This window comes from Kordia sp. SMS9, from assembly GCF_003352465.1.
Lineage (GTDB): Bacteria > Bacteroidota > Bacteroidia > Flavobacteriales > Flavobacteriaceae > Kordia.
In genome coordinates this window covers 1-17,707 of record NZ_CP031153.1, presented here as the reverse complement: position 1 = coordinate 17,707, position 17,707 = coordinate 1, and the positions used below count along the sequence as shown (strand labels likewise).

Annotated in this window: 15 protein-coding genes; 8 read left to right on the top strand and 7 right to left on the bottom strand. The window is 34.7% G+C overall.

Annotated elements, in window-relative coordinates:
• Nucleotides 1-149 precede the first annotated feature (149 nt).
• The 7 genes from KORDIASMS9_RS00075 to KORDIASMS9_RS00045 all read left to right on the top strand — a co-directional run bounded on the left by KORDIASMS9_RS00075 (nucleotide 150) and on the right by KORDIASMS9_RS00045 (nucleotide 5,054).
• Entirely contained in the window at nucleotides 150-464 is a 315-nt protein-coding gene (locus tag KORDIASMS9_RS00075) for a hypothetical protein (protein ID WP_114900896.1), read from the top strand.
• A gap of 8 nt (nucleotides 465-472) precedes the next feature.
• Entirely contained in the window at nucleotides 473-712 is a 240-nt protein-coding gene (locus tag KORDIASMS9_RS00070; RefSeq protein ID WP_114900895.1) for a hypothetical protein, read from the top strand.
• Between the two features lie 345 nt (nucleotides 713-1,057).
• Nucleotides 1,058-1,513, top strand: a complete 456-nt coding sequence (locus KORDIASMS9_RS00065; protein WP_240321107.1) for an SRPBCC domain-containing protein — start codon at nucleotides 1,058-1,060, stop codon at nucleotides 1,511-1,513.
• Between the two features lie 382 nt (nucleotides 1,514-1,895).
• Nucleotides 1,896-2,330: a hypothetical protein gene (locus KORDIASMS9_RS00060; RefSeq protein ID WP_114900894.1), complete on the top strand. Its 435-nt coding sequence runs from the start codon at nucleotides 1,896-1,898 to the stop codon at nucleotides 2,328-2,330.
• Between the two features lie 494 nt (nucleotides 2,331-2,824).
• The gene (locus KORDIASMS9_RS00055; RefSeq protein WP_114900893.1) at nucleotides 2,825-3,619 is read left to right on the top strand and encodes a hypothetical protein; all 795 of its coding nucleotides are present in this window, start codon (nucleotides 2,825-2,827) and stop codon (nucleotides 3,617-3,619) included.
• A 48-nt stretch (nucleotides 3,620-3,667) separates the two neighbouring features.
• Nucleotides 3,668-4,381 (top strand): hypothetical protein, encoded by a 714-nt coding sequence (locus KORDIASMS9_RS00050; protein WP_162819684.1) that lies wholly within the window; start codon nucleotides 3,668-3,670, stop codon nucleotides 4,379-4,381.
• A gap of 148 nt (nucleotides 4,382-4,529) precedes the next feature.
• The gene (locus KORDIASMS9_RS00045; RefSeq protein WP_114900891.1) at nucleotides 4,530-5,054 is read left to right on the top strand and encodes a hypothetical protein; all 525 of its coding nucleotides are present in this window, start codon (nucleotides 4,530-4,532) and stop codon (nucleotides 5,052-5,054) included.
• A gap of 145 nt (nucleotides 5,055-5,199) precedes the next feature.
• Here the strand turns inward: KORDIASMS9_RS00045 and KORDIASMS9_RS00040 are convergent, their stop codons facing one another.
• From KORDIASMS9_RS00040 to KORDIASMS9_RS00025, 4 genes are all read right to left on the bottom strand, one after another.
• The gene (locus tag KORDIASMS9_RS00040; RefSeq protein WP_114900890.1) at nucleotides 5,200-7,908 is read right to left on the bottom strand and encodes a carboxypeptidase regulatory-like domain-containing protein; all 2,709 of its coding nucleotides are present in this window, start codon (nucleotides 7,906-7,908) and stop codon (nucleotides 5,200-5,202) included.
• 63 nt (nucleotides 7,909-7,971) lie between these two features.
• Nucleotides 7,972-8,790: a GLPGLI family protein gene (locus KORDIASMS9_RS00035; protein ID WP_114900889.1), complete on the bottom strand. Its 819-nt coding sequence runs from the start codon at nucleotides 8,788-8,790 to the stop codon at nucleotides 7,972-7,974.
• Nucleotides 8,791-9,129: 339 nt separating this feature from the next.
• Nucleotides 9,130-10,641: an NADP-dependent isocitrate dehydrogenase gene (locus tag KORDIASMS9_RS00030; protein WP_114900888.1), complete on the bottom strand. Its 1,512-nt coding sequence runs from the start codon at nucleotides 10,639-10,641 to the stop codon at nucleotides 9,130-9,132.
• A gap of 140 nt (nucleotides 10,642-10,781) precedes the next feature.
• The gene (locus KORDIASMS9_RS00025) at nucleotides 10,782-11,168 is read right to left on the bottom strand and encodes an HU family DNA-binding protein (RefSeq protein WP_114900887.1); all 387 of its coding nucleotides are present in this window, start codon (nucleotides 11,166-11,168) and stop codon (nucleotides 10,782-10,784) included.
• A gap of 509 nt (nucleotides 11,169-11,677) precedes the next feature.
• Between KORDIASMS9_RS00025 and KORDIASMS9_RS00020 the strand changes: the two genes are divergently transcribed.
• Entirely contained in the window at nucleotides 11,678-12,469 is a 792-nt protein-coding gene (locus tag KORDIASMS9_RS00020) for a hypothetical protein (protein ID WP_114900886.1), read from the top strand.
• Nucleotides 12,470-12,723: 254 nt separating this feature from the next.
• Here KORDIASMS9_RS00020 and KORDIASMS9_RS00015 read toward each other — a convergent pair whose 3' ends face one another.
• From KORDIASMS9_RS00015 to KORDIASMS9_RS23585, 3 genes are all read right to left on the bottom strand, one after another.
• Nucleotides 12,724-13,296, bottom strand: coding sequence for a hypothetical protein (locus KORDIASMS9_RS00015; protein WP_114900885.1), 573 nt, complete (start codon nucleotides 13,294-13,296; stop codon nucleotides 12,724-12,726).
• 332 nt (nucleotides 13,297-13,628) lie between these two features.
• Complete coding sequence (locus KORDIASMS9_RS00010; RefSeq protein WP_114900884.1) at nucleotides 13,629-14,381, bottom strand: LytTR family DNA-binding domain-containing protein; 753 nt, start codon at nucleotides 14,379-14,381, stop codon at nucleotides 13,629-13,631.
• 293 nt (nucleotides 14,382-14,674) lie between these two features.
• Nucleotides 14,675-17,707 carry a two-component regulator propeller domain-containing protein gene (locus KORDIASMS9_RS23585; protein ID WP_114900883.1) on the bottom strand — a complete coding sequence of 1,011 codons (3,033 nt, stop codon included), beginning with the start codon at nucleotides 17,705-17,707 and terminating at the stop codon, nucleotides 14,675-14,677.

Sequence of the window (17,707 nt, the reverse complement as noted above, 5' to 3'; positions counted from 1 at the left end):
TTTTTTTGTGAAATACTTTTTAGTTTTTTAAATAAGTCTGATTTACAAGTGGTTAACACATCGAGTTTTTTAGGCGATGGTAGAAAAAAATAGGCAGCATGTGTATAATTACTTACATTCAAGTAAGTAATTAACCAAAATGACCATATATGAAAACAACAAAAACAGTTAGGTTGTTATTTACTTTATGTCTTCTATTTTTATATTCTTGTGAGAACAAAGACAAAAAACAATCTAACGAAACACCGAAAACTGAATCAACAACGGACTTAAAAAAAAGTGCAACGAAGCAAGAAGCAGTGATTGTCGCTAAGATGGAAAAAGACAACATTGTTTTAACAAATAAAAAACAAGTTGTACAAATGCTAGAAAAGCGCATGAAAACTGATCAATTTTCAAGAATGGACATGAACACCCTTGAAATTGATGTTAGCAAAGCATTGATGATGAAAAAACAGAAATAGTACAGCTAATGGTAACTAGTAAAGATAAAACGGAAAAAACGGCGTATTTACTAGAACGAAAGGCAAAGGGCTTTCAAGTTTCGGAAACGGCTACAATTATAACATGTACTGGATGTGCTGCTGGATGTAGTCCAAGTAGACTAGGTAAAAAAGGGTTTTGCACACCTTGCGATCCTGATCCAGATGTGCCTAAACCAAAGTGTGAAAAAACAGAAACCTTGCCTGCAACGGCAGCAGTTAAAAAATAATAGCTCTACAATAAACTCTGAAAAGGCTGAAAATCTATACTTGGTTTTCGGTCTTTTGTATTTATGCCAATTTTACTATAAGATGCGATTTAAGAAGCGAAGTTGCTTTGGCATTATAGCACGCTGCGAATGTTTTGCATAGCCTTGGCTACGGAAAATAGTCGCAAGGAAATAGAATGCTGAATGAACGAACTTATTTGTTGCATCCTATAGTAGAATTGGTATCAGATACTAGGTGATTCATATAAAAGGATGATACTTGAAGATGCTGCTGCATAATGTTGCGCCTAAAGTATATGAAAAAGGTTTGCAAAATTGATTACTTTTATCTAAAACCTAACCACAATGAAAACCTCCGAACCACCAGTAATCGTCTCGCAAAACTTTGCGCAATCAGTCGAAACAGTTTGGAAAGCCATCACAGAAGTTTCACAAATGAAACACTGGTTTTTTGACAACATTCCCGATTTTAAGGCTGAGGTAGGTTTTCAAACAAAGTTTACTGTTAAAGCACCTTCACTCGATTTTATGCACTTGTGGAGGATAGTAGAAGTCATTCCACACAAAAAACTCGTGTATAACTGGAAATATGAAGGTTTGCAAGGCGATTCTTTCGTTACCTTCGAACTACAGGAAAAAGATCAAGAAACACTACTTATGCTTACGACAAAAGTGACGGAAGACTTTTCAGAGGACATTCCCGAGTTTACTGCGAAAGTTGTATTGGTGGTTGGACGTATTTTATCAAACAGCGATTGGTTTTGTTTTTGGAGAATTTATAAAAAAAGAACGAACTCGTAAAAACCATTGTTAGATCATAAAATGTACATCGTAGTAGCATGTATTTAAAATAAATTCTTGTACGATTAAAACCATGCTCACAGGTGTTATGAAATCGTTTTTAATAAAAACCTGTCTATAAATTAATTATTTCTTCTGATTACGGAAAACCGCAAGGGATTATCTTTTCACTTTTTTATATTTGAAAAATTAGCAAGTGGTTTTATTAAAATCATCTCTTAAAAAACATGTAAATCGGTATAAATTACATTGAATAAAGTTTTGAGTATAATAATTTCTATTTCAAATCCTCTATTTATTAAAGAAAATTCGTATTTTTAATAAAATAAAAACTGTCTTAGCGCGAAAAATGATAAATAATAACTAACCAAATCTATCTAAAATGAAAAATTATTTAAACTGTAAGTTCGCCTATCTACTATGTTTTTCCGTACTTCTATTTGGATGTTCTTCAAGAGAAGAAACTACCATTACAGAAGAAACTCAACAAAAAAACATTGAAAGTATACTCTCAGAAATGAAGAAAATTGGCGATGCGGAAGGAAAAATTGTAATTTTAGAACTGAATGATTTTAATAACAAAGACTACGAAAAAGACTATAAGCTGGTAGAAAACTCTAAAAAGGTACTCACTTTTGCTGCTGGCTTTGATACTTCGAAAGCATCTTCTGGAAATGCTTTTAAAGTAACATACGTTATGGTAAATGGAGAAGCAAAAATCACTGAATGTTCTGGTGAGACTACATTAGATTGTTTAGAAAATTACAAATCCTCAAATATCAACAATGTCAGAATGGTGTATACACCTTCATTATAGAAATTTCAAACTTGTCTTATATATAGCAGAATTGTATTTAATATTTTTTGCTACAATACGTCACTAATCATCATCATTTTATTTGCTATAAGATGCAGTGCTTAACGAATGTTTAGGTGCTGTTGCATTGCTGAAAACTTTCCAGTAATCCAGCTATTTTCTTAGACCAAACTGCCTAAAATATTCTAAAAAAGTATTTCAATAGTTGTTTTGCATCGTACCAAGTATACTTTTTTGTTTAAAGAACTGAAACCAAAACCTGTCTTGTAAGTAAATATTTTACTTATTTACGGAAAACCACACAAAAAAACACTTTCTCTATTTTATATTTGAAAAGTTTTTGAGAGTTATCTTGTTAAAATGACTCTCAACATAACATTCAATGGTATTGATAATGTCTAGATTTTACAATTTGAACCACAAGATATTTTTAAGTAAAAGAAACATTTTATCAATATGAAAAAAATAAATAATAATTAACTAATCAAATTAAAATGAAAAACTACTTAAAATTCACTTATTTGCTTTGCTTTTCCGTACTTCTATTTGGGTGTTCTGAAAATGAAGAGGACATTATTACAGAAGAAATTCAACAAAAGGACATTAAAAATATACTTCTTGATATGAAGAAGGTGGGAGATGCTGAGGAGAAAATTGTTGTTTTTGAAATGAAAAATTTCGATAAAAAAAATTATGAACAACATTTTGAACTGATTGAAAACTCTAAAAAGGTAATAGCTTTTGCTACTGGGTCTAGTGATTTTAGGAAATCTCCTGGAGATAATTATAAGGTTACATGTACTTATGGAAATGGTGAAACGGAGGTTACAGAATGTGGAGAAGATCCTGGCTGTGCAGGAGACGCAACTTGGAAGTGTTTAGCTAGTGGAGGATGCGCAACCATTTGTAATGCAGTTATAACATATACTCCTTCGTTTAATCCTGGTACAGCAGCTAAGAAAAGTAAACCAGTACAACAAATAGAGACGATCTTAGAGAGAGTACAAACTATGGGACAAGCTGAAAAGAAAAGTATCTCATTTACTATTTCTCGGAATAAAGATTCCTATACATTAAAAGAAACTACTTTTATACATAACAATAAAAATACGAATGCAAAAAGAATTGAAACTTTTGTAGTGTATTGTTATGATAGTGAAGGAGAACTATTATGGGAGGAAATACATTACGATAGACAATCTGCTAGTGCTGACATTCTAAAATGTACAGATGTAGATGGTGGTTGTGCTGAGGTATGTGAAATTAATGCCGTATATATATACCAATAGTTCTTCCAAAGAAAAATAAATATATAACTTCACGAACTAAAAAGCGAAATGAAGTCTATAGCATCTAATTTACTCCTGTTCTTTCTGTGTTTTACATCTGTATTTGCACAAACACATGAATTGCCTTCTTTGGAAAAAGAATGGACTGCTAACGATATTAAAATTTTAAGTACATATCTTAAAAAAATTCCTGAGGATTCATATCCTACAGTACAGCATGAAAATGCACTGTTTCAAAAAATTATAGCGGTAAATTACAAACGCACCATGCGTGACAAAGCTATTGATATAGATGTAAAAATGCCTTATATATTCGAGTATCAACAAGCACTGAAAGAAATTTTAATGCAATATCTTACAGCCCATAAAAATGGAAATGCTTATGGAATGGAGTTGTCGCATATATCAGGAATTATGTTAGCTATATCAGCTGAAATAATTCCAGTTTTGAAAGAGTTTATGAAAACACTTGATCCAAATGATAAGAACTATCAAGTTCGTATGAATGGTTTAAAACAAATGAAATTTGGACTGAAACAACAATTGCAAGGAACACTGATTATGATTAAAGATACCAAAACCTCTTCCAATGAAGAACGCATCGTTTCTGCTACATATTTGTTGAATTCAGGTGTTGAACCTTTACAGTTTTTAGATGCTTCTGACCAAGAACAAATCAAAACAGAAATAGAAACCTATATTCCAAAAGCACCAAACAAAACATTGAAAAAGCTGTTGCATGCGTTTCTAAAAAAGCTGTAAAACTTTCTAAATAGTATAACTCACTTTCAAGAATACTTCTTTTTTTTAAATAGAATTACAAAACTTTACATATGTATTACGGAAAACCGCAGTTTGCTTTGTAGTATTATACGTATATTTGTATGATTAATCATAAAAAACTAAAAAAATGAACATTCAAAAAATACTGAGAATACTTCCGGTAGTAGCAGTATGTTTTATATTTTCTTGCGAAAACACCACAGCAGAACGAAATGAAGATGATTTTTCTAAACGTTCCAACACACAACTTGAACAAACGGTCATTGCAGAAGAAAAAGAAGGTCAAATTGTTTTTATGAATGAAGAACAACTAATGAGTCAGTTAGAGCATGAATTAACAGCACTTCAAAAACCAAATGTGAACATTACTGATGTACGTATTGATACGAGTGTCGCTGTTGATGACGATAGGGTAACTGTCCTGCAATTGATAGGAAGTAGCCAAAATGAAACGGTTAAAATTTCGTATGTAGTTATGAAAGAAAACAGTAAATTTTATATGGCTTCTGAGGAAACTGTTTTGGTTTGTGAAGGTTGTCGTTCAGGCTGTAGTCCAAGAAGAAAAGAAAATGGTGACGGATATTGTACCGCTTGCGATTATCAAGCCAAAAAATGCACAAAAACAGAAACGCTACCTGCATTTACAGATTAATTGGTATAAAACAGTTTAAACAAGTTCATTAAAAAAGAAATACAATCAAAAAACCGAGCAATCTCCAAAAGGAAACATTGCTCGGTTTCTAACTAACAATAATAACAACTTATTCTCTTTTGCTGCGTTTTTCTCAGCATATTTTTTATAAAGTATATATAAATCGGAAGGTTACGAATCGTGGTTGAATGAAGGTTTCTGAACTAAAAACCGATAAGTTATTCGCGCTGTTTCGCACTCTTGCATCAATGTCTAACAAGTTGGTAGCTCTAATTTCATATTCCCATTTGGAATCTCTATCCTTTCTGTATGAAAGATTGGCATTCCATGTTTGGAACGATTGTGATTCTCCATTTCCTAAATCTTGATTGGTATAGGTAAAATCAGTTCTGAACGTGATTTTCTTCCAAATATACGCGTCAAAATCAAACGTAGTAGCATTGGTGACAAACTGCGTGTCTCGTCCACCTTGTGTATTATCTGTAACGGTGTAACTGTGGCGCAAGCGCACATTTGGTGCTACTCTAAAGTTGGTGCGAATCTCAGGAATATAAGTTTGTGTAAAGCCTTCATTCACAGATTGCTGTTGCTGAATAAACTGGTTGATTTTACTATAATTAAATCGTCCAGAAATGCTGGCTCTAATTTTTCCAAAAGTTCGTTGTACACGTCCCACCAAACTTGCATTTTCATCTGCAAAGCTAGAATTAAAGAACGTACTCGTACGAATGACACTTTCAAAATCGGTCAAACCACGAATCTGATCAATATTACTCGAATACGAAGCGCGCGCAAACACATTGGTATAGTTAAACAAGTTGAAACTTGTATACACCAAACTCACATTGTGCGATAGTGCATTTTGCAAGGTTGGCTCTCCAAATTGATAACTATTAAAGTTGTTCATTACCAAACCTTCTGCCAAACGCGTTACGTCTGTAAATTGATTTCGCATGTCGTAACGTAACGTTAAAGCTTCACTCTTTTTGAATTGAATACGTGTTTCAAAATCGGGCAACACTCTAAAGAAATTATCTTTATATTCTTCGCCAAACTGCGTGTTTTTATTTCCATACGCATGTACAGAAAACCCTGGTGTAAAGGTGAATTTACCACTTTTTAAACGGTAATGAAAGCCTAAATAAATATCGCTGAAATTGTATTCTGTATCGTTGATAGCGCGTCCATCATTGAACGTTGGCGTAGGGTTTAACGTCAATCCAGGACCTAAAAACTGAAATAGATTCGAGTTGAATTGTTGTTGACTCAAAATGGTTCCAAACGTAATGTTGATATTACTTCGTGCATTTAAAATATTATAATAGTCCAGTTTGGCGTCTACTTGATTGGATTTGATACGTCTGTTTTGTCCCAAATTAAATTGTTCAGCATCTGTATCTAAGCCCAAAGCATTTGCGGTAGTACCAAAAGCACCGTCAGTTTCGTTGTCTAAAATAGCATTGTAAAAAGGATCTTCATCTTTAATTAAATGTTGTGCTTCTAAAGCGAAAATATTATTCTCGTCCAGTGTGTAGTAATAATTTAAACTTTGATTAAAACTAAACGGAGTCACGTCTTGCATTTCATTCGTATTTCCAATAACAGACGAAAATACGTTTTGGTTTTGTGTGTCGTTGGAAATTCTACCCAAAGCATCATAATCCAATTGATTGTTAAAGTTTGGCTGATACGAAACACTTAATTTTGCAACTGCTTGATCAGAACGTTCTCTACTGCGTTGATCCGTTGCCTCATCAGGAATCCCCAATTCTGGATCAGTATATTGTACCAAACTTGTTTCTCGTGATAAAATTCGGCTACTATTGTAAATTAAAAACCCGCTAAAGTCCAATCCTTTGTTAGGTGAATAGCTAAAGTTTCCAGTAGCTAATTTGTTTTCAATTTCTAAAGCATTATTTTGATTCGTCAAAAAGTTTAAGCCATTATCTCCAAGATTAATATTTGTTCCACTGCTTCTGCTTGGCGCACGAAATCCGCCTGTAAAACCTCGAATATCACGTCGTGTAAGTGCTTGTTCTCCAATATTATTCATATCTCCAATAAAGTTTAAACTATATTTTGGACTGTAAAAGAATAATTTGGGCTGAAATAAATAAAGTTCATTGTCGGGAGATGCGCCACTTCCTGCAGTCACATTACCAAACCAGAACGTTTCTTTTCCTTCTTTCAGTTTAATGTTAATGGCAACGTTATCTTGATTGTTTGTCACACTTCGCAATTGTCCAACTTCTGAATAATTACGCAATACTTGAATTTTATCTACTGCTTTAGAAGGAATGTTTTTTGTAGCCAATTTGGTGTCACCATCAAAAAAATCTTTGCCGTTTACCATTAACTTATTAACGACTTTTCCTTCAACTTCTATCTGTCCGTCTTCGTTAATTTCTACGCCGGGCAGTTTTTCTAAAACATCTTCCAGTTTCCGTTCGGTACCATTTTTAAAAGAATCGGCATTGTATATCAATGTGTCACCTTTAATGGTAACGGGCATTTCATACGTAAGCTCTACAGCTTCTAACGAATTGCCTTTGTTCATCACAAAATCTTTGGTAATATCACTTTCTTTGGTCACAAGATCTTGTTCCAAATTCTGTAGGCCTATATAACTTACTTGTATTTTATAGCTACTGTTTTTTGCTAATTTAAGTCTGTATTTTCCAAACTTGTCTGTAATTCCGTAGGATTCAAGTGTGCCAGAATCTTTATTTAAGGCAATTACGTTGGCAAGTTCTAGCGGCTTGTTTAAGCTGTCTTTTACAACGCCTTCCATTTTTAGTTGTGCGTAAGAAGTAGTCGCTACTAACAAGAGTAGCAAAAGGCATAATTTTTTCATGTTGGTGTTTGTGAGAATGTTGTTCGTTAATTTTTTATGCGTGGTTTGTTAAAAAATTAAATTTTAGCCTCTTCTTCTGCCTCGGTTACTCATCATCTCTTGCATTTTACCTCGAATCGTTTCTTGGTATTTGGTTTTTGTGATTTCTTTTCCGCTATCTGGAGCTTCAATTTTGATTTCCTCTCCTGGATTGATCACAATTTTAGAACATAACATCGTGGTATTTCCAGCACTAACTTCTAAAATTAATCCTGGCAATCCCCAATATTCAGCAGGTCCATGACTTACAGGTACTTGTGGTGTATACCAAGCTTCTACCAATACCATTGGTACATCTGGAGTTCCATCGCCATCTTCGTCTTTTCTTCTTAAATCACTCCAAGAAAAGTTATACCATTCCAAGTCATCTTGTGAAATTGTTGCCATGGCTTTAAAGCAGGTATATTGTCCAATTTGTTTTGTCTCTTTCCCCATTTTCCAATCAATAACATGCAATTGATCTTTTACCAAAAATTTCTTTCCGTAAAATTCTTGCGCTTGCACTAAAGAAGTTTCTTTTACATTTTTGTATTGTTCTCCTCTGGAAAAATTAGCGCCCCAAGAATCGGTTGCTCCAGAAATCGCGTCTAATTTATCTTCTTCCTTAAACACAGAGGCTTCTTTGTCGAAACTTAATACGTAGGTTTTTTCCAAACGATTCTTCAATCGTGCAGCCACATCTTTCTTTTGTGCTTCACTGAGTCGTTTTCCCCAATTTCCTAGTTCCATTTTAGATTTTGAAAAATAGTAAGCTTTTCCTTTGAATTCTTGTGTGTCGTCTACATTAAAAGAAAGCAGTGCTATGAAGGAAAGCGATAGGAATTTAAGTAAAAAAGTTTTCATGATTTGCGATTAAATGGTTTTTTGTTTAACGAATATACTAAAAGATTAAACGTATTCTGTTAATTCTTAAAAATATTAACATTAATTTAAGTCCTTTAGATCTTCTTCAGACCATGTTTTAAATTTTAAACGAATGCATCGACAAAATAGTTAGACTCAAGAAAGTACAAAAGGTTTAATATGAATTTAAAAAATATTTCAAAAGTTGTAAAAAAAAGCAACCGAGCAACACCTTCTTACCTATGCTGCCCGGTTAGCTAACTGAATAATAACACTTACTAACTACTTATGAAATTTTTATATGTGTTCTCGATATTCGAGATGTATATTTTTGACTGTTTATTCTCCTTGTCCTAATGAGAATCCACGCTTGCCATCAAACTCGTACAAGTTTTCTGTTTTGATCACTTCAAAACCTGCTTCATTAATGTTTGATAGTAAGGCTAAGATTTGCTCAAAAGCTACCGAAGGATATGTTTTGTCGCTTCCAGTCGTAATAGCTTCGTTAGAAACAAATCTGCAACGCCAGTGGTCTGTGCAATACGTTTCTGGCATTCCGTTTGGAAATACTTTGACACCGCGATTGGTAATCATCTTCAATTTTAAATTGTATGATTTCAATCCTGCTAAAGCTTCTCCAATTTCGTTTGGATTGCTTCCTTGCCAGTTGATAAATACATCCGTTCCTACCAAAACTTGCGTTTCTTTTGGTCTGTTGTATTCTGGAATGGTAATGCTTCCTGCGTTTTCATCTAATTGAATTGCGGCTAACTTTTCAGGTTGTTGACCTAAGTTTTCTATGATTTTATCCGCAAATTCACTGGTAGCTACTTTTTGAATGCTTTGTCCTTCTTGGTAAATATCTGCGGTGTGATATCCTTGCTCGATGGTGGTCAGCCACGCATTTTTAATTTTATTGGCGATGCCTACTTTTCCAATGTGAATCAACATCATCACTGCGGCGTTGATCAATCCAGAAGGATTTGCAATTCCTTTTCCAGAAATATCTGGTGCCGAACCGTGAATGGCTTCAAACATAGCAACATTTTTTCCAACATTTGCCGAACCTGCCATGCCTACCGAACCTGCAATTTCTGCAACGATGTCCGAAACAATATCTCCATATAAATTTGACGTTACGACAACATCATAATTTTCTGGATTGGCAGCCAAACGCGCTGAACCGATGTCTATAATTTGTGATTCGCTTTTAATTTCTGGATATTCTGCGGCAATTTCTTTAAATACATTGTGAAACAATCCGTCTGTCAACTTCATGATGTTATCTTTCACCATGCACGTTACTTTCTTACGTCCGTACAACGTTGCATATTCAAACGCATACCGAACAATCTTTTCACAGCCTGGACGTGTAATCAATTTTAAACATTGTACCACATCTTGTGTTTGCTGATGTTCGATACCTGCGTATAAATCTTCTTCATTTTCGCGGATGATTACCACATCCATGTTTGGAAAATGTGTGTGTACATACGGATGCAACGCACTTACAGGACGTACATTGGCAAAAAGCCCGAGCGATTTACGCAAGGTTACATTCAAACTTTTATATCCTTTTCCTTGTGGAGTTGTAATGGGTGCTTTTAAGATAATTTTATTCTTATTGATCACTTCCCAAGACTTCTTTTCAATTCCTGAGGAGTTTCCTGATAAGTATACTTTTTCACCAACTTCAATAATTTCAGGTTCGATGTCAGCGCCAGCAGCTTCTAAAATATTTAAAGTAGCTTTCATGATTTCTGGACCGATTCCATCACCATACGCTACAGCAACTTTTGTTTTTGTGTTTGTGTGTCGCTGTTGCGAAACCTGTGTTTTAATTTTCTCCATTGCAGTGTTTTTATGTTTACAATGCAAAGGTCAAAAAAACTATTCATATATTTTTATTTATGTTTTATATGATATACATAAGCGTTTTTTATGAATTCATGATTGAATGATGTACTAATTGAAAGATGGAATTCTTTTGGTTATGCATGTTTTTTAAACGCAACGCCTTTCATCCGTTTTTTAAACTCTACACTTGGTCGAAAGCTTACTTTAATATCTTTAATGCTTTGTGCATTCACGGCTTCGGGTGTCTCTTTTCCTTCACTGCGAATATGAACGCTAAACGTGCCAAAATCACCCAACGAAATGCTACTGCCTTGGCACAAATATTCGGGTAACAAATGCACCAATCCTTGCAATACGGCAATTGTATCTATTTCACTTACGGTAGAAATAGAAGCAAGTCGTTCGCTCAATTGTTTCAAATCAATTTTATCACGTGCAGTAGCGGAAGCGTAGTATTTCTTAGAACCACCACCAGAAACACCTGGCGTACTACGTTCGGTCACTTTATATTTAATTGCCATTCTCTTGTATGTATAAATTTTTTAAACGGAACTTTTGCATGTTTTATCAAGTAGTTTTATTCAATACTTCTTCATATTTTGATACGTTGCTAAATATAAAAATAAATTTTAATAGGTATTAAACTTATTTTTAATACGTATCAAAATCATTTTTAATAGGTATTAAAGTTTTAAAACCTCTTTACCTTTTAGTGAAAAGATGCGGACAAATTGATTGAAAGTACTTGACGAAGTAGCGAAGAAGTGCTAAAGATTTTTCTATTCTTTATGATAAGAGTGAATATTTATGGCTGCCAAATAAGAAGTTTAGTACTCTACTTTATGAAAACTTAAATAATGTTTTTAATGAGATTTCGAAATAAAATAAATTAGTATACTTAGTGAAATTTAATTCAAATAGCAGAAAAATAAGAAAATCGCATCCCCAAAAAGTACAGCTAGAATGTTTTTAAAATGTACATTTGCATCCTTAAAAAAGACCTAGTTAAAAATAATTAAAGCTTTACCGAATGAAAAAACTGAATTTACTTTGTGTACTATTTATTGGATTATTAGTGATTTCATGCGCATCGGATGATGATACACAAACTATAACAGAAGGAGATCCCCAAAACAGTAATGGCGATCCACAAAATGTAGTTGTACAAAAACTACTGTCATTTAGTAGTTCCCTCACAGATTCTAACGAAATAGAGTTTATGACACAATTAACTTATACAAATGATAATTTGACAAAAATTACAGAAAACTATATCAACATTGGAGAAAATGTTTGGAATTATAGTTATACTGATAATGAACTAACTGCGGTAAATTCTATGCCAATCACCTATGCAAATGGTGTGTTAGTTGTTGAATATGAATTTGAGCGTGACGAATATTTTATTCTAAACAACCAAGTATTGTCTCAGATTAATTCGTTTCGAAACGATCCGAGCGAAGCGTTTCAATTCAGTTTTAAAGTAGAATACAATTACACAGACAATAATATTACGGAAAAAAGATATTTAGATGAAAACGATGTGCTTACAGGATCTACTACCTATGAGTATGATACTAAAAATAACATCTTAAAAGGACTTGATAATCTCAATAAGTGGATATTTCCGTATGCAGACTTGCTTGGAGGTGCTAACAATAATATTACAAGTAGGAAAGAGTTTGATGAAAACGGAACGCTCCTCAGAGACTTTAGCTATCAATATGAATATGATAGTAATGACTTTCCAACCAAACGCATCCGAACGTTTACGTCTAATGGCACTAGTACTGTAAAAACGAATTTGTATACGTATGAATAGTACTTTTTATGTGTAAATTGGTATTATAGTAAAAAAGAACCCAAACAATACATTCTCACAAATATTGCTTGGGTTTAAGCTAACTTTTTATAACACTTACTAACTGCATACTTTATGTTGTATGCTGGGTTTCTAACTTTATGAGACAAATATCGGCAATAAAGTTTATATGTTTTTATTTATGTTTTGTATGATATACATAAACAAAATTTATGCATCGTGATGCGCCTAGTGAATATCTAGGTTTTAGAAGATTATTCTTCGCGTTTAGTGCAGGAAATTTTCCAAAATGGAAAGCTCATCGTCTCTTTCGGATCTACCCATTCGCCAATCCATTTATAGCCTTTGTCGCTAATATCGTAAAACGTTAAGCGTGAAAAACCATCCATGCCATTTGGCGCTTTTTGTGGTTTGTAAAGGACAATAGCACCATCTTCAGTTTTCTTGCCTTTCCATGAACCCAAGGTTGCAGAAGGAGTCGCAGACGCATAGTAATGTACATACCATTGCAGACTGTCTTTGTTGAACTGACGAATGCTTCCCGAATGTTTTCCGTCTGCTTTCAAGGTTTCATCCTGTATCGCCATGCCATTCATAATATATTTGAATTTCCACGTCATCTTCACCGCTTTTGCCCAAGTGCCGTCTGGATTTCTACGTTCCGAATCGCAATCGCACATGCCAATCAACGGTTTAAAATCGTCCAATTGTTTTGGTGCTTTCGGGTTTTTCATCCCGTACGGATCAAGCGTTGTGGGTTCATATTCGCTTTGCGCGATGGCAAACGTAGTAAAACAGATACAAAGAAAAGCGGCTACTATTTTCATCAATTTGGGTTTTAATTTTTTGAAGATAGTAAATTCTTGGTAGATTTTTAGGTTTTAGGTCAATGGTTCATTTTGTCATTCCTGCGGAGGCAGGAATCTATTTCGGTTGAAACGATATTTTACATTCAGCATTTAAAACTTCTAAGTACTTCTCGATACAATTTTTCTCCATTTTATTACGAAAAATCACTCGAAGTGACGATTTGAATTCGAATAAGTCTAAAAGCGTTTACACTGAGCAAAGTAGGAGCAAAGTAATCTAACATCCAACAGCGTCAGCGGTCTAAAAAAAGCGTTTACACCTAGCAAAGTCGAAGTGAAGCGATAAAAATCTACTTCCGATGAATACTACTCAAAATATCCATGACTTCTACTTTTTTACGTACCGAAACAGGCACGGTACTTTTATCTTTCAACAATAAATAACCACCATCGGTTTTTATAAATGCTTTGATGAATTGCAAATTGACCAAGTGACTTTGATGCACACGTAAAAACTGGTAATTGCTCAACATATCCGAGAAGTATTTGAGCGTTTTGGTCACAAAAATCTTCTGTCCGTCTTGCAAATAAAAGATGGTATTGTTACTATCCGATTCACAACGAATAATTTCATCCAAACTGACAATAATGATCTTATCTAAGGTGTGAAGTGATATTTTGGTTGGCTTCTCATTCGGTGCTGCCAGCGTATCTTTTAAAATATCCAAACGTTCTTTATTTGGGTGAATTTGTCCTTTGGCTTTTTCAATTGCAGCAGTTAATTCTTCTTCGGCGTAGGGTTTCAATACATAGTCAATTGCCGCAAATTTGAACGCTCTAATGGCAAATTCGTCACTCGCCGTTACAAAAATGATTTTTGAAGTCAAATTTGGAAAGATCTCCAACACATCAAATCCAGAACCATCGCCCAACATAATATCTAAAAATAAAATATCGGGTTGCTGCTTTTGCAAGAGTTTCGCAGTTTCTACAACACTAGGAGCGGTTCCAATAATTTTTAATTCCGGATGCAAACGTTCAATATCGCCTTTTAGCATTTGCAATGCCGCCGGAATATCATCAACAATAACAGTAGTGAGCATGTTTTTTTGGTATTAGGTGTTTGGTATTGGGTGTTTAGTTGTGCTTTTGTCATTCTTGCGAAGTCAGGAATCTATTTAGTTTCAAATTGGATTCCACTTCTTAAAAGCAACTCAAAGTAAATATAACAATCAAAATGTAAAAAGCTAATTGTTCGTTTTATTTTTTCTGAAACGTCACTGCATAGCCGTAGCAGTCTGTTAGTATCGAAGCACAATTTTAGTCTGAAACACACAGATTGCCACGTCGCGTCGCTTCTCGCAAAGACGTTTCAAACTTATTCCATTCAACATCTTTAAAATTCCGTTTCCAAAGGTATTTTAAAAGAAATTCTTGTTCCAGTAGACTCTTCTTTTGATAAGTCTTCAATACGTAAGGTATTTTTTCCTACCAACGATTCGATGCGTTCTTTGGTCACTTGCAAAGCCATCGACTGATGATCGGTTTTCGGTTTGTTTTGTGTTGATTGCTGAATGCCGATTCCGTTGTCTGTAATGGTCGCGTATAAAAAGTGATTGTCTGTTTTAAACGTGATGTTCAATTCGCCCAATCGTTGCAATGGCATGATTCCGTGACGAATGGCGTTTTCTACAAACGGCTGAATCAACATGGGCGGAATCAACACTTCTTCAGGATCTAAGTCAGAGTTGAGGTGAATTTTATAGGTAAAATCGTTGCTTGCCATTAAACGTTCGACTTCAATATAATTTTTGAGCGTTTTCATTTCTTGATCAAGTGAAATGCTATCTTTTCTGGAATTGGTCAAAGTTTCCCGAAGCAATACCGCAAAGGTGTTGATCGTTTTGTCCATCTTTGTAATATCGTTTCTACTCATACCTTTGATGCCATTCAACACATTGAAAATAAAATGCGGATTCATTTGTAAGCGCAAAGCTTTTTGTTCGAGCGAAAGCAAATGATTTTCCAATTGCAAACGCTCCCGAATGGCGCGGTTTTTCGCTTTTACACGTTTGATGTAATTGTAAATAATATAGGCGACAATCAAACCGAGAATCGTCCATAGCAAATTGCGAAACCAGGTTTTTTTGTATAAAGGTTGAATGACATGAAATTTGAAGCCAATCGGATCACTTTCGAGCCAATCTTTATTGCGTGATTGCGCCAAAAAGGTATGATCGCCATAATCCAAACCACCAAAGGTAATTTTACTTTCTTTGGTCCACGGACTCCACTTTTCTTTGTCAAATTTGTAGCGATACACAATCGCTTCCGGATTGTCCAAATCGACAGAACGAAACTGAAACGCCATATTGTTTTGATCTTGCGAAAGCTGTAATTCCTTGTCAGAATTGGTCCAATCGCGTAAATCAATCGTGTCCAGACTTTGGTAGGCAACTTCAATATCTTCAAAATGCAATTGCGGTTTTGAGCTTTGTTGTTCTGAAGTTGAAGCTGTGTATTTCGTTAATCCGTCTATAGTACCAAACCAAAGATTGCCTTTCGTATCTTTTGTGGTGGCGTTGTGGCAAGTTTCAATTCCTAAAAAACCATCATTGCGACCGTAATGAATGACGTTTTGGATTTCGTTTTTCTTATCGAGCGTAACCTGATCTACTCCGCGTTCACTTCCTGCCCATAAATCACCGTTATCGTCAAAAATCAACTGATAAATATTATCAGAATACAGCTCTTTTTTTCCTTGCAACTGCTCAAATTTTAAGTCTTTAGACAAAGTAGAAAACCAAATTCCTTTGCCAAAAGTGCCCAAATACATATCGTAATTGTGAAAACGAATGGTACCAATCGTAACTTCGCTTCCCGTGACTTGTTTGTGTGTTAAATGTGTGACTTCATCATTTTTGATGTATCCCAAATGCCCTTTGCTGGTGGAATACCAAATTCTGCCTGTTTCATCGCGAGCTAAATCGCGAATTCCCAAATCTTTAATACCATCTTCTGTTCCAAAGGTTTTTAAATTGTAAATTCTTTTCTTCTCGTGATCGTACTGAAAACGCGCAATTCCATCGGCATACGTAGCAATCCACACTTGCGAACCATAAATTTTAATATTGCTAATCCAATCGGATGGCAATCCAATATCAGTAGTGATGATGGCTTCGTATAGATCTTCAACTTTTCGTTTTTCAAAAGTTTCTTCATCAGGCAATAAACTGTTGTACACAATGCTGTCGCGCATCTTTTTTTGATAAATATAAATGCCTTTTCCTTCCGTTCCTGCCCAAATTCTACCTTCGTTGTCGTTGGTGATGGTTTTTACTTTTTTGTTGAGATAGTTGCTCGTTTCTGTTACTTGCTGAATGCCTGTAGAGTCAATTTTGGTCAAGCCAGATTCTGCCGTAGAAATCCACAAGGTTTCATCAATGTGATGCAGTGCGTAAATTCGGTTGGCAACCAAACCATTGTCTTTGGTGTAATGTTTGAAATTGTTTTTTTCATACTTAAACAATCCGCCACCCGAAGAACCAATCCACACATTATCTTGGCGATCTTTGAACGCTTTTCGAATGTTGTAGACAGACAATCCGTTGCGTTTGGCAATGGATTTTTCAGCTAAATTTTCTGTGAGATTGATGCGTTTGATGCCTGCATTTGTCGTATTGATCCACAATTCGTCACCGTTGATCAAATCAATACTGTTGATTTGTCGCACTTCGGACACTTCTCGGAAACCTGGTTTGTTGTTTTGAAACGAAAAAACACCATCTGTAAAACTCGCTGCTATTACTTGATTTTTATAACGAACCAAGGATTTAAAGTCACTATTGAATACTTTTTGAAACGTTACTTCGGTCGACAAACGATTCGTTCTCCACAAACCACGTTGGGAAGCAATCCAATAGGTTTTTCCATCAAACAAAATATCGTTGATTTGTGTGGAATTGAGCACAGAATTACAAGCTACTTTTTCAATGGTATCTGTTGTTCTATTCAGTTTGTAGATTCCTTTTCGTGTTGCCAACAGTATTTCATCATTGACAATTTCAATGTCGTATACACGCGGCGTTTTGTAATTTTTAAAGGTGTTTTTGGAGCGAATGGAAAGTCCTTGGCGCGTTCCGACTAACAAGGTATTTTCTTGAAATTTTAAAGCTTGAATATAGTTAGAGCTCAATCCTTTTTTTTCATTCCAAACGGTAAACGAAATGCCGTCAAAGCGTGCAATTCCGCCACCTTGCGTGCCTATCCATAAATAGCCTAAATCATCTTGTACAATAGCATTTACTTGCGATTGCGGCAAACCATCTTTCAACGTATACGAACGCAATTGATTGTTTTGTGCTGTGGAAAACCATGTTCCTATCACAAGAAAAAATAAAAAGAATAGAACGCTAGAAGCGATTTTCAT